The 14,018-nt window shown below is 74.7% G+C and carries 16 protein-coding genes; 12 read left to right on the forward strand and 4 right to left on the reverse strand.

What is annotated here, in order from left to right; all coding sequences use genetic code 11:
* Window position 1: 1 nt before the first annotated feature.
* Complete coding sequence (locus EKG83_RS07365) at window positions 2–907, reverse strand: AraC family transcriptional regulator (RefSeq protein ID WP_033427545.1); 906 nt, start codon at window positions 905–907, stop codon at window positions 2–4.
* A gap of 82 nt (window positions 908–989) precedes the next feature.
* On the opposite strand from EKG83_RS07365, the gene EKG83_RS07370 reads away from it, so the two are divergent.
* The 4 genes from EKG83_RS07370 (at window position 990) to EKG83_RS07385 (ending at window position 4,138) form a co-directional block, all read left to right on the forward strand.
* Window positions 990–1,460 carry an anthrone oxygenase family protein gene (locus tag EKG83_RS07370; RefSeq protein ID WP_228122529.1) on the forward strand — a complete coding sequence of 157 codons (471 nt, stop codon included), beginning with the start codon at window positions 990–992 and terminating at the stop codon, window positions 1,458–1,460.
* A 216-nt stretch (window positions 1,461–1,676) separates the two neighbouring features.
* Complete coding sequence (locus tag EKG83_RS07375; RefSeq protein WP_153277923.1) at window positions 1,677–2,006, forward strand: hypothetical protein; 330 nt, start codon at window positions 1,677–1,679, stop codon at window positions 2,004–2,006.
* 136 nt (window positions 2,007–2,142) lie between these two features.
* Complete coding sequence (locus EKG83_RS07380) at window positions 2,143–2,652, forward strand: carbonic anhydrase (protein WP_228122530.1); 510 nt, start codon at window positions 2,143–2,145, stop codon at window positions 2,650–2,652.
* Between the two features lie 28 nt (window positions 2,653–2,680).
* The gene (locus tag EKG83_RS07385) at window positions 2,681–4,138 is read left to right on the forward strand and encodes a SulP family inorganic anion transporter (RefSeq protein WP_051764369.1); all 1,458 of its coding nucleotides are present in this window, start codon (window positions 2,681–2,683) and stop codon (window positions 4,136–4,138) included.
* A 220-nt stretch (window positions 4,139–4,358) separates the two neighbouring features.
* Here EKG83_RS07385 and EKG83_RS07390 read toward each other — a convergent pair whose 3' ends face one another.
* Together EKG83_RS07390 and EKG83_RS07395 are read right to left on the reverse strand one after the other, a co-directional pair.
* Window positions 4,359–5,204 carry a serine hydrolase gene (locus tag EKG83_RS07390; RefSeq protein WP_051764367.1) on the reverse strand — a complete coding sequence of 282 codons (846 nt, stop codon included), beginning with the start codon at window positions 5,202–5,204 and terminating at the stop codon, window positions 4,359–4,361.
* A gap of 16 nt (window positions 5,205–5,220) precedes the next feature.
* Window positions 5,221–5,949, reverse strand: a complete 729-nt coding sequence (locus EKG83_RS07395) for a Type 1 glutamine amidotransferase-like domain-containing protein (RefSeq protein ID WP_033427544.1) — start codon at window positions 5,947–5,949, stop codon at window positions 5,221–5,223.
* Window positions 5,950–6,012: 63 nt separating this feature from the next.
* Between EKG83_RS07395 and EKG83_RS07400 the strand changes: the two genes are divergently transcribed.
* The 5 genes from EKG83_RS07400 to EKG83_RS07420 all read left to right on the forward strand — a co-directional run bounded on the left by EKG83_RS07400 (window position 6,013) and on the right by EKG83_RS07420 (window position 9,894).
* Complete coding sequence (locus EKG83_RS07400) at window positions 6,013–6,651, forward strand: YdcF family protein (RefSeq protein WP_228122531.1); 639 nt, start codon at window positions 6,013–6,015, stop codon at window positions 6,649–6,651.
* A gap of 46 nt (window positions 6,652–6,697) precedes the next feature.
* Window positions 6,698–7,957 (forward strand): deoxyguanosinetriphosphate triphosphohydrolase, encoded by a 1,260-nt coding sequence (locus EKG83_RS07405; RefSeq protein WP_033427543.1) that lies wholly within the window; start codon window positions 6,698–6,700, stop codon window positions 7,955–7,957.
* 19 nt (window positions 7,958–7,976) lie between these two features.
* Window positions 7,977–8,249: a hypothetical protein gene (locus EKG83_RS07410; RefSeq protein WP_033427542.1), complete on the forward strand. Its 273-nt coding sequence runs from the start codon at window positions 7,977–7,979 to the stop codon at window positions 8,247–8,249.
* Window positions 8,228–9,265: a serpin family protein gene (locus EKG83_RS07415; RefSeq protein WP_033427541.1), complete on the forward strand. Its 1,038-nt coding sequence runs from the start codon at window positions 8,228–8,230 to the stop codon at window positions 9,263–9,265. The genes EKG83_RS07410 and EKG83_RS07415 overlap by 22 nt, the downstream gene beginning before the upstream one ends.
* Window positions 9,266–9,327: 62 nt before the next feature.
* Complete coding sequence (locus EKG83_RS07420) at window positions 9,328–9,894, forward strand: carboxymuconolactone decarboxylase family protein (protein WP_033427540.1); 567 nt, start codon at window positions 9,328–9,330, stop codon at window positions 9,892–9,894.
* Here the strand turns inward: EKG83_RS07420 and EKG83_RS07425 are convergent.
* Window positions 9,891–10,787, reverse strand: a complete 897-nt coding sequence (locus EKG83_RS07425) for a sigma-70 family RNA polymerase sigma factor (protein ID WP_033427539.1) — start codon at window positions 10,785–10,787, stop codon at window positions 9,891–9,893. The two genes, EKG83_RS07420 and EKG83_RS07425, sit on opposite strands and share 4 nt — an antisense overlap.
* Window positions 10,788–10,821: 34 nt before the next feature.
* Here EKG83_RS07425 and dnaG point away from each other — a divergent pair, with 34 nt between their 5' ends.
* Genes dnaG through EKG83_RS07440 form a run of 3 tightly spaced genes read left to right on the forward strand, consistent with a single transcriptional unit; the run spans window position 10,822 to window position 14,000 of the window.
* On the forward strand, window positions 10,822–12,723 hold the full coding sequence (gene dnaG / locus EKG83_RS07430; protein WP_033427538.1) for a DNA primase: 1,902 nt from the start codon (window positions 10,822–10,824) through the stop codon (window positions 12,721–12,723).
* Window positions 12,723–13,223, forward strand: coding sequence for a hypothetical protein (locus EKG83_RS07435; RefSeq protein WP_033427537.1), 501 nt, complete (start codon window positions 12,723–12,725; stop codon window positions 13,221–13,223). The genes dnaG and EKG83_RS07435 overlap by 1 nt, the downstream gene beginning before the upstream one ends.
* Before the next feature lie 30 nt (window positions 13,224–13,253).
* Window positions 13,254–14,000 (forward strand): trans-aconitate 2-methyltransferase, encoded by a 747-nt coding sequence (locus EKG83_RS07440; RefSeq protein ID WP_033427536.1) that lies wholly within the window; start codon window positions 13,254–13,256, stop codon window positions 13,998–14,000.
* The last annotated feature ends 18 nt before the right edge of the window (window positions 14,001–14,018 follow it).

The raw sequence follows: 14,018 nt of genomic DNA on the forward strand, positions 1-14,018 counted from the left end.
TTCACCGGCGCCTGAACTCGCTGGGGCTGACCCCGCGGACCCGCTTGAACGCCGAGCTGAACGCGAAGGCGGTGCCGTAGCCGACCCGGCGCGCCACCGCCTCCAGCGTCGTGCCGGGCTCGCGCAGCAGGTCGGCCGCCAGGGTCAGCCGCCACGAGGTCAGGTAGGCCATCGGCGGTTCGCCGACCAGTTCGGTGAACCGCCGCGCCAGCGCCGCCCGGGACACGCCCACCGCCCCGGCCAGCGAGGCGACCGTCCAGCTCCGCTCGGGCGCGGCGTGCAGCAGCCGCAGGGCGCGGCCGACCTCGGGGTCCAGGTGCGCCCGGTACCAGGAGGTCTCCTCGGCCAGCCGGGCCCGCAGCGCCGAGATCAGCAGCAGGTCCAGCAGCCGGTCCAGCACGGCCTGCTGGCCGGGCAGGTCCCGGCCCACCTCCTCGACCAGCACCGGCACCAGCGCCTGCCCGGGCACCACGGCCACCCGCGGCAGGGCGGCGAGCAGCCGGCCGCCCACCTCGCCGTCGAACCGGTAGGTGCCGCTGATCAGCACCGCGGCCCCGTCGGGTTTCTCGCCCCACGTGCGCACGCCCCGGTCCCACGCCTCGCACAGCTCGTCGCCGCCGGGCGTGGTGGTGCGCGCACCGGGGTGGATCACCGCCCGCGGCTCGGTGGCCGGGTCGTCGGCCACGGTGTAGGGCTCGGGCCCGCGCACCACGACCACGTCGCCGGCGCGGAAGGCGACCGGCGCGCCGGCGTCGGGCACCACCCACCCGTCACCGCGCACCGCGACGAGCACCGACAGCGGCGCCTCCTCGGCGACGCGCACCGACCACGGCGGGTCGAACACCGACCGCACGACGAACGCGCCGCGGGCCCGGGGGCCGTCGAGCAGGGCCGCCAACTCGTCCACGCGGCCAGCCTAGAGACGCCCGCGCATGCGTTCGAGCGCCGGAGCCATGGAGGCGGGCGCGCCGCCCGGCTTGACTGGTGCCGTGTTCCCCACGGTGACGATCATCGCGGCCCTGGGCTGCGGCACGATGGCAGGCGTCTTCTTCGCGTTCTCCGCGATGGTCGTGCCCGGGCTGCGCCGGGCCACCCCGGCCGAGGGCGTCGCGGCGATGCGGGCGATCAACGCCGCCGTGCTCAACCCGGCCTTCCTCGGGGTCTTCCTGGGCACCGCGGTCGCCTCGGTGCTCGCCGCCTTCGGGGGCGACCCGCGGGCGTGGGCCGGCGCAGCGCTCTACCTGCTGGGCGGCATCGTGCTCACCGCCGCCTACCACGTGCCGCGCAACGACGAGCTGGAGCGCGTTGCCACGCCGGAGTACTGGGCCCGCTACCTGCGGGAATGGGTGCCGGCCAACCACGTGCGCGCGTTGGCGTCGCTGGCCGCGAGCGCGGCCTTCGTGCTGGCGGCCCTGCACCAGGCGGGGCCGGCTCCCTTGCCATCGATGTTCGAGCACTGATAGCGTGAAGACACCGGAGGTTGCTCCGGTTCGGGGCGGGTGACGGCCCCGGTGATTACGCAGAGTTAAGCAACACCATTGCAATGGCGTGGGTCACAAACGTTCGAGTGAATATCGCGGCCGACTCCCGGAAGTCGGTTCATCATTAACAGTCACGTCACCCCGTTTTGTGACACTGGATCCAGGCGCGACTCATCGGGGGGTGTCATGGCGCGAGTGGCCGTACTGGTCGCATTGGTGCTGGCCGCCGTCTTCGCCCCGGCACCGCTCGATTCCGCCTCGCTCGCCCGCGCGATTCCGGCGAGCCCGGGCGCGCCCCTCGTGGTCGAGGAGGAGTCCTCGCGCGAGTGCCGCCAGGCGGCCGAGTCGCGATCATGCCCGGCCCGGTTCGCGCCGGCCAGGAACGTGAAACCGGCTTCACGTCACGGCGTCGCGCCGTCCCGGCACGACGCCCGGGAACCGGTCCTGCCCGCCATCGGCCGAGGCCGGGCCGAACACCTCCGCAAGTGGTCGAGACCACCGGCGTTGCAGGTGTTCCGGAACTGAGGACGCGGGTCCTTCCGCCGCCGATCGCACGCCCGTCGACCGACGAGTGGGGAAACCCGTGGAATTCCACCAACTGGTACAGCACGCCCGCGCGCATTCGAGCCGCAGACCCCGGGAAACGGGGCGCAGGCTCGCCGTGGGCCAATCACCGACCGCCCTGTTCATCACCTGCGCGGACTCACGCATCGTGACCGCCGACATCACCGGTGCCGAGCCCGGCAGCCTGTTCGAGCTGCGCACCGCGGGCAACGTCATCCCGGCCTACGACCCGGGCTCCGCCTCCAGCGAGATCGCGACCATCGAGTTCGCGGTCGTCGGGCTGGGCGTGGCGGAGGTCGTGGTCTGCGGCCACTCGCACTGCGGCGCGGTCCGCGCCCTGCACTCGGGTGCCACCGCGCTGGACCACCTGCCCAACATGCGGCGCTGGCTGGGCTCGCACGCCCGCTTCCGCCCGCGACCCGAGCCCGACCAGGCCCTGCGCGCCGAGGGGCAGCGGCACGTCACCGCCCAGCTGGCCGCGTTGCGCGACTACCCGTTCGTGAAGGAGCGGGTCGAGTCCGGGGCCCTGCGCCTGCACGGCTGGTTCTACGACATCGAGACCGGCGAGGTGCTCAACCACCGCGCCGACCTCTTCCAGCCGCTGTGAGCGGCCCTGACGCCTCCGGAGCCGTCCAGTGAGCACCTACACCGAACAACCGGCCCCGCCGCGGCGGGCCACGACCTTCTGGCCCGACGTCGGCGCCTCCCTGGTGGTCTTCCTGGTGGCGCTCCCGCTGTGCGTGGGCGTCGCCGTGGCCTCCGGGGTGCCCGCGGAGCTGGGCATCGTCACCGGCGTGGTGGGCGGCCTCGTGGTCGGCCTGCTGCCCGGCAGCACCATGCAGGTCAGCGGACCGGCCGCGGGCCTGACCGTGCTGGTCGCGGACACCGTGGCCGCGCACGGCCTGGCCGCCCTGGGCCTCATCGTGCTGGGCGCGGGCCTGCTCCAGGTGGCCATGGGCGTGCTGCGCCTGGGCCGCTGGTTCCGCGCCATCTCACCCGCCGTGGTGCAGGGGATGCTCGCGGGCATCGGCCTGGTGCTGGTGCTGGGCCAGCTCTACCCGTTCGCCGGGCAGGACCAGCCCGCGACCACCGGCGAGAAGATCGCCGGCCTGCCCGGCCTGCTGCTGACCGCGGTCACCACGCCGGTGGGCCTGAGCGGCGTGGCCATCGGCGTGCTGACGCTCGTCGTGACCGGCCTGTGGAAGCGGACGCCGCTGCGCGCGGTGCCCGGGATGCTGGTGGGCGCGGTGGTCGCCAGCGCGGTGGCCCTGCTGCTGCCGCTGCCGCGCATCTCGGTCGGCTCGCTGGGCGACGTGGTCTCGGCGGTCGACCTCTCCCTGTTCGACGCGGGCGTGCTGGGCGCGATGCTGACGTTCGCCCTGGTGGCGTCGGCGGAGAGCCTGTTCAGCGCGGCGGCGGTGGACCGGATGCACGACGGGCCGCGCACGAGGTACGACACCGAGCTGGTCGCCCAGGGCGTCGGCAACACCGTGTGCGGCCTCCTCGGCGCCCTGCCGATGACCGCGGTGATCGTGCGCAGCTCGGCCAACGTGGACGCGGGCGCGCGCACCCGCCTGTCCCGCGTCCTGCACGGCGCGTGGCTGCTGCTGTTCGTCGTGCTGCTGCCGGGCGTGCTGGCCTACGTGCCGCTGGCCGTGCTGGCGGCGCTGCTGGTGCAGGCGGGCTGGAAGCTGCTCTCGCCCGGGCGGGTGCTGGCCCTGGCCCGCACCGACCGGGCCGAGGCCGCCGTGCTCGTGCTCACCGCGGGCCTGATCGTGCTGACGGACCTGCTGACCGGCACCCTCGCCGGCCTGCTGGCCGCGGTGGTGAAGACGGCGTGGGACGTGTCCCGCCTGTCGGTCACCGTCACCCGGCACGGTGAGGACCACCACCACGTCGCGGTGCGCGGCAACGCCACCTTCCTGCGGCTGCCGGAGCTGCTGGAGACCCTGGAGGCCCTGCCCGACGGCAGGCGCGTGCGCGTGGACCTGAGCGGGGTGCGGCACCTCGACCAGGCGTGCGGGCAGGCGATCGACCAGTGGGCCGCGCAGCGGCAGGGGGTGGAGCTGATCCACCCGGCGGCGGTGGACTGACCGGACCGACCGGACCGACCCGGCGCGGGGACCGCCCCTCCGCGCCGGGTGGGTTCCGGCGGGTCGCCGCTGGTGCGCTCGCGGGTGTGCGCCGCCCCTCCGCGCCGGGTGGGTTTCGGCGGGTCGCCGTTGGTGCGCGTTGCGGGTGTGCGCCGCCGGGCGGGTTCCGGCGGGCCGTCGGTGCGCGTCGCGGGTGCGCCACCCTCCGCGCCGGGCGGCCTCAGCCCGCCACCCCGTCCACCACCGCACCGGTCACCGCGGTCAGCCGGTCCTTGGCCTCCTGCTCGTCCACCCCGCTCTGCACCGACAGCGCCACCACGACGTACCGGTCGGCCACCACCCCGGCCGTGTGCAGGTGGAAGTCCCCCGGCAGGTACCACATCCAGCCCTGCTTGGCGTAGGCGTCCGTGCCCGGCGCCATCAGCCCGTACGCCTGGTCGAACCCGTCCGCCGCGGTCGACCGCGCCTCGGACAGGGCGTCGACGACGAAGTCCCGGTCCTCCCCGGGCATCGAGGTCAGCACGTACCGGTAGAGCCGCGCCACGTCGTCGGCCGACATCTCCACGTCACCCCACTGGGCGGCGTCGTCGGGCGCCCGGGTCTCGGTCAGGCCGGCCAGCGAGGTCACCCGCTCGACCGCGCCCATGCCGTCGTAGAGGTCCCACAGGGTGTTCATGGCCTCGTCGTCGCTCAGGCTCAGCGCGCGTTCCAGCAGGTCCAGGTCCTCCAGCGGCACGTCGCCGGTGGTCAGCACGTCGACCGCGACCAGCAGCTTGCTCAGCGACGCGGTGCGGAACGGCGCGTCGGCGTCGTGGCCCGCGGTGGCGCCGGTGTCCAGGTCGACCACGGCCAGCCCGAGGTCGGCGCCGCCGCCCGCCTCGACCGCCCGCGCCACCACCGCCGCGAGGTCCACCGCCACCGGGTCCGCCGCCGGCGCGTCGGCGGTCACGCGCGGCGCGACCAGGGCCTGGCCGGTCGGTGACGCGACCAGCGACGTGTGCGCCCCGCACCCCACCAACGCGACCATGCCCAGCGCCAGCGCGCTCGAAGACCACCGTTCCGCCACGATTCCACGTTGCGCGTCACAACCGCCTGATGTCGAGCGATTCCTCCTGTGAGCATCCTGAAGGGTCACGCCGTACCACGTACGCGCCGCCGCCCGCCCGCTCGGACACCGCCTCCACCAGCTCGGTGCCGCGGTAGACGAGCCCGGCGCCGTCGTCGGTGCAGTGCGTCTCGGGCAGCACCCCGTCCGCCACCGCCCGGTGCACGGTGGGCCGCCGGAGGGCCTCGCTGTCGTAGTGCACGCCGTTGCCGTAGGGCAGGAAGCCCAGCCCGTTGGTGACCACCCGCAGCTCCGGGCCGAACGAGTCGGTGGTCCCGCCGGCGAACCAGCAGATCGACCCCGCCGACACGCCGCCGAGCACCACGCCCGCCCGCCACGCCGCGCGCAGCGCGCCACCGAGGTCGTGCACCGCCCACACGGCCAGCAGGTTGGCCACCGAACCGCCGCCGACCCACACCACGTCGTGCTCGCGGACGAAGCCCGCCAGGTCGTCGGTCGGCGGCATCGGGAACAGGTTCAGGTGCGACACGTCCCAGCCCGCCAGCCGGCCTGCCTCGTCGAGGTCGGCGTGCCACGACCGCTGGTCGCCGGAGGCCGTGCCGACGTGGCACAGCCGCGGCCGGCGGCCGTGGACGCCGGACAGGTCGACGGCGTGGTGGACGAGCTTGTGGAACTCCAGGTTGGTGCGCCGGCCGGTGCGGAACCCGCCGGAGGTGGCGACGATGGTGGGCTGGTCTGCTGCCATGGCCGCGATCCTGGCAGTGGTGGCGGCCGTCGCGCACAGGGCGTGTGTGGGATCATGCGCGGTGTGAAGTTCCTGCCGTGGCTCCGCAGGTTGGTGATCCGCGCCGTGCTCGGTGCCCTGGTCATCGGGGTCCTGGTGGTGGGCGGCACCGCGTTCCGCGTCTGGCAGGTCGCCCGCGAGGACGACCGCACGCACGCCGACATGGCCGTCGTGCTCGGCGCCGCCCAGTACAACGGGGTGCCCTCCGACGTGCTCGAAGCGCGCCTCCAGCACGCCCGGCGGCTCTACCAGCAGGGCGTGGTGGGCTACATCGCCACCACGGGCGGCCGGCAGCCGGGGGACAACTACACCGAGGGCGAGGCCGGCCGGATCTGGCTGGAGGCGCACGACGTCCCGGCCGACCGGATCCTGGAGGTCGGCGAGGGCACCGACACGCTGGGCAGCATCCGCGCCGTGGCCGCCGCCGCGCGGGAGAAGTCGCTGCGCACGGCCGTGATCGTGAGCGACCCGTGGCACTCGCTGCGCGCCCGCACCATGGCCGAGGACGAGGGCCTGGACGCCTGGACCTCGCCGACGCGCAGCGGGCCGAACGTGCAGACCCGCGAGACCCAGCTGTTCTACATCCGCCGCGAGACCGGCGGCCTGCTGTACTACCACCTGATGAAGGCACCGGCCGGCGCCTTCGACGGCATCCTGCTCTGACGCGACCGCCGCGAGGGCCCGACCCGCGCCCACCTACCCTGGTGGGATGCGCCAGGGCTACACCGACCACGACGCGGCGCGGCTGGCCGGGGAGCCCCCCAAGCAGGGCGTGCTGCCCGGCGCCCGCGAGGAGCGCCGCTCGCCCTTCTCCCGCGACCGGGCCCGGGTGCTGCACTCGGCGGCCCTGCGGCGGCTGGCGGGCAAGACCCAGGTCGTGGGCCCCCACGAGGGCGCCGAGGTGACCGGCGTGCCGCGCACCAGGCTCACGCACTCCCTGGAGGTCGCGCAGATCGGCCGCGGCATCGGGGAGGAGCTGGGGTGCGACCCCGACCTCGTGGACACCGCGGGCCTCGCGCACGACATCGGCCACCCGCCGTTCGGGCACAACGGGGAACGCGCGCTCAACGACCTGGCCGGGCCGTGCGGCGGGTTCGAGGGCAACGCCCAGACCCTGCGCATCCTGACCCGCCTGGAGCCCAAGACCGAGCACGGCCTCAACCTCACCCGCGCGTGCCTGGACGCGGCCACGAAGTACCCGTGGCCCCGGCGGCCCGGCGTGGTCAAGTTCGGCGCCTACGACGACGACCTGCCGGTGTTCACGTGGTTGCGCGAGGGCGCGCCCGAGCACCGCCGCTGCCTGGAGGCGCAGGTCATGGACTGGGCCGACGACGTGGCCTACTCCGTGCACGACGTGGAGGACGGCGTGCTGGCCCACCGCATCCGGCTGTCCGCGCTCGGCGACCCGACCGAGCGGGCCGCCATCGCGGAGCTGGCCGCCAAGCACTTCTGCGCCGAGCCGGTCTCCACCCTGGAGGCCACCGCCGACGAGCTGCTGCGCCTGCCGGTCATCGCGGACCTCGCCGAGTACGACGGGTCCCGCCGCGCCCAGGTCGCCCTCAAGCGCCTCACCAGCGAGCTGGTCGGCCGGTTCGCCTCGGCGGCCGTGGGCGCCACCCGCCGGGCGCACGGCGACGGCCCGCTCACCCGCTACCGGGCCGACCTGGTCGTGCCGCCGCGGGTGCAGGCCGAGGTCGCGCTGCTCAAGGCGGTGGCCGTGCGGTACGTGATGAGCGACCCGGCGCGGCTGGCCGTGCAGGCCCGCCAGCGCGAGCTGGTCGCCGAGCTGGCGGACGCGCTGCTGCGCCGCGCCCCGGACGCGCTCGACCCCGCGTTCCACCCGGCGTGGGCGGCGGCCGGGGACGACGCCGCGCGGCTGCGCGTGGTGGTCGACCAGGTCGCGACGCTGACCGACGCGCAGGCCGTGGCGTGGCACCGGGCCCTCCGAAGCGCCCCCGGGGAAATGTGACCGGTGGCACACTCGGGGAATGGACGACAACCGCCCCTCCGGCTTCGCGGAGGAGAACCGACCGCCCGGCCGACCGGAGCCGTGGCGCAGGCCGAGCCGGGAACCGGTGCCGGCCCTGGTCGAGCCCCCCTACCCCGGGTGGGACGACGACGAACCCGACGACGGTTCCGCCGGCGTGCGCGAACCACGCCGCCCCAAGCCCTTCGGCCCGGTCAGCGGCGCCGGGGAGCGACCGCCCCCGGAAGACCCGATCCTCGTGGAGGAAACCCAGTGCCTGATCGAGCGCGGCTGACGTTCGCCCTCACCCTGCACGACGCCATCGCGCCCGATCGCACGCGGAACGCCTGCTGGTCGCCCCACTCGGTGGCCGGTGCCCTCGCCCTGACCGCCCGCGCCGCGCGCGGCGGGACGCGGGCCGAGCTGACGCGCCTGCTGGGGGACGTCGACGCGGTCGGGGTGGAGGTCGACGGCGCCGAGTTCGCCGTGGCCAACACCCTGTGGGCCGCCGACGGCCTGCCGCTGGAGGAGGACTTCCTGGCCGAGCTGGCCGACCGGCCCGGCGCCGCGGTCCGCCCCGCGCCGTTCCGGGACGACCCGGAGGGCGCGCGCAAGCTCATCAACGCCGACGTCGCCGAGACCACCCGGCAGCTGATCCCCGAGCTGCTCGCCGCCGGGTCGATCACCGACGACACGGTGGCCACCCTGGTCAACGCGCTGTACCTGAAGTGCGCCTGGACCGCGGAGTTCCCGGAGCACGACACCGCCGACCGGCCGTTCCGGGGCGCGGGCGAGGTGCCGACCATGCGCCGCACCGAGCGCGTCCGGCACGCGCACCGCGCCGGGTGGCAGGCGGTGTGCCTGCCCGCCCACGGCGGCGTGGAGGCGGTCGTGCTGCTGCCCGACGACGAGCTGGGCGGCACGGAGGGCGTGCCCGAGGTGCTGGACGCCCTGGACTGGCGGCGCGTCGAGCTGTACCTGCCCAGGCTCCGGATCGGCATGAACGCGTCGCTGGCCGAGGCGTTGCGGCGGGTCGGCGTGCGGACCCTGTTCACCCCCGGCGCCGACCTGACCGGCCTGAGCCCCGACCCGCGCCTGTACGTCGACGACGTGGTCCACGAGGCCGTGCTGCGGGTGGACGAGCAGGGCTTCGAGGGTGCCGCGGCGACCGCCGTGACGATGCGGATGGTGTCGTTCACCCCCGAGGACGAGCCCGCCCTGGTGGTCCGGGTCGACCGCCCGTACCTGCTGCTGGTCCGGCACGCGGCCACCGGCGCGGTGTTCTTCCTGGCCCAGGTGGTCGAGCCCTAGCCGTCACGTTCGCGCGCCCCGCCTCGTCCACCGGGTGTCGGACCCGGAACGAGGAGGAACGCATGGCCAGGATCCCGGTCGTCCCCGCCAGGGGCGCCAGCGCGCTGGTGAAGATCGCCTACCGGCTCAGCAGGCGCAAGTTCGGCGCGGTGCCCGAACCGGTCGCCGTGTCCGCGCACCACCGGAAGTTGATGGTGGTCGGCGCCCGGCACGAGCTGGGCGTGGAGCGGGCGGCGCGGGTGCTGCCGGTGTCGCTGCGCGAGCTGGTGGTCTACGCCACCGCGGTCAAGCTCGGCTGCTCGTGGTGCGTGGACTTCGGCACCATGCTGATCAAGCACGAGGGCCTGGACGTGGACCGGCTCCGGGAGATCGGCGACTACGCGAACTCCGACCGCTACACCGAGCTGGAGAAGCTGGCGCTGGCCTACGCCGACGCCATGACCGACACGCCGGTCACCGTCACCGACGAGCAGGTCGCCGAGCTGGACCGGCGGCTCGGGCACGACGGGCTGGTCGAGCTGACCTACCTGATCGCGCTGGAGAACAACCGGGGCCGGTTCAACTCGGCGCTGGGCATCACCGACCAGGGCTTCACCTCGGGGGACGCCTGCCGGGTGCCGATGCCCTAGTCGAAGCGCACGTGGCCGAGCTTGTCGGGGTTGACCACGTCGTAGATCGCGACGACCAGGCCGTCGCGCACCACGATGCTGCTCACCCGCGCGCTGACGCCCGGCTGCTCGGGGAAGAGCACGCCCAGGTCGCCGTTGACCAGCACCGGCCGCCCGGCGGCGGTGATGCCGCCGTACTTGCGCACCAGGCCGAGCAGGAAGCGCGCCACCTTCGCGGGGCCGTCGATGACGTTGATCGCGGTCCTGGCCTTGCCGCCGCCGTCGCCCACGGCCACCACGTCCGGGTGCAGCAGGCCGACCACCGCCCCCACGTCGCCGGTGGCCAGCGCGGCGACGAAGCGCTCCAGCAGCTCGCGCTGCTCGTCCAGCGCCACGCGGGGCGGTGGCTCGGCCGCGGCCACCGCCCGCCGGCCGCGCGAGGCGTGCTGGCGGGCCGTGGCCTCGGTCACCCCGAGCACGGCGGCGATCTCGGTGAACGGCACGCCGAACGCGTCGTGCAGCACGAACGCCACCCGCTGCTCGGGCGTGAGCCGGTCCAGCACCACCAGGGCCGCCATCCGCACGCCGTCGTCGCGCACCACGGCGTCCAGCGGGTCGTCCTCGCCGGAGGTGATCAGCGGCTCGGGCAGCCACTGGCCCACGTACCGCTCGCGCCGCACCGCCGCCGACCGCAGCCGGTCCAGGCAGATCCGGCCCACCACGGTCGTCAGCCAGCCCCGCAGGTCCCGGATCTCCGCGCGCGCCCGGTCGCCGAGCCCGGTCAGCCGCAGCCACGCCTCCTGCACCGCGTCCTCGGCGTCCGCGACGCTGCCGGTGAGCCGGTAGGCCACCCCCACCAGGTGCGCGCGGTGACCGGTGAAGGCGGCGGCGAGGGTCTGCTCGGCTGCGGTCATGGCCACCAGTCAACCAGCACTAGACTCGCCTGCTGTGGCAGGACGCATCCGGGAGAGCGACATCGCGCTGGTCCGCGACCGGAGCCGGATCGACGACGTCGTGGGCGACCACGTGTCGCTGCGCCGGGCCGGTGGCGGCGCGCTGAAGGGCCTGTGCCCGTTCCACGACGAGAAGTCGCCGTCGTTCAACGTCCGCCCCACGCACGGCACGTTCCACTGCTTCGGCTGCGGCGAGGGCGGCGACGTCATCGCGTTCGTGATGAAGATCGAGCACCTGGGGTTCGTCGAGGCGGTCGAGCGACTGGCCGACCGGGCGGGCATCCAGCTGACCTACGAGGGCGGCGGCGCGACGATCCAGCGCGACCGCGGCACCCGCAGCAGGCTGCTGGAGGCCCACCGGGCCGCCGCCGAGTTCTACGCCGAGCAGCTGGCCTCGCCCGACGCCATGCCGGCGCGCGAGTTCCTGGCACAGCGCGGCTTCGACGAGGCCGCGGCCCGCACCTTCGGCTGCGGCTTCGCCCCGGCCGGCTGGGACCGGCTGACCAAGCACCTGCTCGGCCGCGGCTTCGAGCTGACCGAGCTGATCAAGGCCCAGCTGACCAAGGAGGGCCGCCAGGGGCCGATCGACCGGTTCCACCGGCGGCTGCTGTGGCCGATCCGGGACCTCGGCGGCGACGTGGTCGGCTTCGGCGCGCGGCGCATCTTCGACGACGACCAGATCCAGGCCAAGTACCTCAACACCTCCGAGAGCCCGATCTACAAGAAGTCGCAGGTGCTGTTCGGGCTGGACCTGGCCAAGCGGGAGATCGCCAAGCGGCGGCAGGCCGTGGTGGTCGAGGGCTACACCGACGTGATGGCCATGCACCTGGCGGGCGTGCCCACGGCGGTGGCCTCGTGCGGCACGGCGTTCGGCGCGGACCACATGAACGTGCTGCGGCGGCTGCTCATCGACGACTCGCTCAACGGCGAGGTGATCTTCACCTTCGACGGCGACTCGGCGGGGCAGAAGGCGGCGCTCAAGGCGTTCGAGGGCGAGCAGCAGTTCACCGCGCAGACCTACATCGCGATCGCGCCGGACGGCATGGACCCGTGCGAGCTGCGGCAGGCCAAGGGCGACGTGGCCGTGCGCGACCTGGTGGCCCGGCGCACGCCGCTGTTCGAGTTCGCCATCCGCACCCGGCTCAAGGACTACGACCTGGACTCGGTGGACGGCCGGGTCGAGGCGCTCAAGGCGATGGTGCCGTTCGTGGCGCAGATCAAGGACCGGGCCAAGCGCGACGGCTACGCCACGCGCCTGGCGTGGTGGGTGGGCTGGGACGACGAGGCGGCCGTGGTCCGCCGGGTCCGCGAGACGGCCAACGGCCGCGCCCCCGCGCCCGCGGCACCGGCCCGCCGCCGCCCGGTGGACCCGAACCAGGGCGCCCTGCCCGTGGACGTGGGCGGTCCGGCGCGCCCCGACCCGCGCGACCCCGCGCTGTGGGCGCAGCGGGAGGCGCTGAAGTCGGCCCTGCAGCTGCCGGAGATGGCCGGGCCGTACTACGACGCGCTGCCGGACGAGGCGTTCACCAACCCCGCCTACCAGGCGCTGCACCGGGCGGTGCGGGAGGCGGGCGGCGCGTCGGCGGGACTGTCCGGGCCCGCGTTCGTGGAGGCGGTGTCGCAGGCGTGCGGGCCGCCGGTGCTCAAGTCGCTGGTGACCGAGCTGTCGGTGGAACCGCTGCAGGTCAAGGCGGGCGACCAGTACCCGTACGTGCAGAGCGTGCTCAAGCGGCTGCAGCAGATCCACCTGTCCGGGCAGATCGCGGAGCTGAAGTCGCGGCTCAAGCGCGTGTCGCCGCTGGAGGACCCGGACGAGTACCGGGCGCTGTTCGGCGACCTGGTGGCGCTGGAGGCGTACCACAAGGAACTGGGCCAGCAGGCGATCGGCGGGCTGTGATGGGGTTGTTCCGGAGGTTGTTCGGCTCGGGCGCGCCCGAGGGGTTCACCGGGGAGCTGGAGCCCGAGGAGCACGTGCTGGCGTCGGCCGCGGTGGGGACGTCGTGGCTGGTGGCGACCTCGCACGGGCTGTGGCTGCCGGGTCCGCGGCGGGTCGGGTGGCACCTGGTCAGCAAGGCGACGTGGACCGGGGGCGCGCTGGCGGTCGTGGAGGCGGTCGAGGACGGCGCGGCCGGGGAGGCGGTGCTGCTGCGCGACCTGCCGCCGCAGCGGTTCCCGCTGGAGTCGCCGGGCCGGGTGCCGCAGGTGGTGCACGAGCGGGTGACCGGGTCGATCCGGTCGCGGCACCGCAACGAGGTGCCGGGGGCGTGGTTCCTCCAGCGCAAGGTGGCCGGGCGCGACGGCGTGGTGCTCCAGGTGCGGCCGGACCCGGGCGCGGACGTGGCGGCGTTGCGGGACATCGCCGCGTCGGTGGCGGAGAAGCTGCGGGGCGTAGGGTAACAGTACGATCGTACTGTTTGGAGGCGCCTCATGTGGGACCCGGCCGAGTACCTCGCGTTCGCCGACCACCGGTCGCGACCGTTCCACGACCTGCTGGCGCGGGTGGGCGCGACGGAGCCGCGCCGGGTGGTCGACCTCGGCTGCGGGCCGGGGAACCTGACCGCGACCCTGGTGTCGCGCTGGCCCTCGGCGGTGGTCGAGGCCCTGGACTCCTCGCCGGAGATGGTGGCGGCGGCGCGGGAGCGCGGGTTGGCCGCGCGGGTCGCCGACGTGGGGTCGTGGGAGCCCGCGCCGGACGTCGACGTCGTGGTGACCAACGCGGTGCTCCAGTGGGTGCCCGGGCACGAGGAGCTGCTGCGCGGGTGGGTGCGCGCGCTGCCGTCGGGCGCCTGGCTGGCGGTGCAGGTGCCGGGGAACTTCGACGGGCCGTCGCACCGGTTGGTGCGGGAGCTGGTGGCCGAGGGGTGGCCGGGGCTCAGCGGGCTGCTGAGGGAGTCGCCGGTGCTGGACGCCGTGGGGTACGCGGAGGTGCTGTCCGAGGCCGCTGTGGACGCTTGGGAGACGACTTACGTGCAGCGGTTGGAGGGGGAGGACGCCGTGCTGGGGTGGATCAGCGGGACGGCGCTGAGGCCGGTGCGGGCGGCGCTGGGCGAGCGGGGGTGGGAGGAGTTCCGGGCGGCGCTGGCACCCCGGCTGCGGGCCGCCTACCCGCGACGGGACGACGGCACGACCTGGTTCCCGTTCCGGCGGGTGTTCGCGGTGGCCAGGGTGCGCTGACCCGGCGGGTTCACGCCT

The organism is Saccharothrix syringae (genome assembly GCF_009498035.1).
Classification (GTDB): Bacteria; Actinomycetota; Actinomycetes; order Mycobacteriales; family Pseudonocardiaceae; genus Actinosynnema; species Actinosynnema syringae.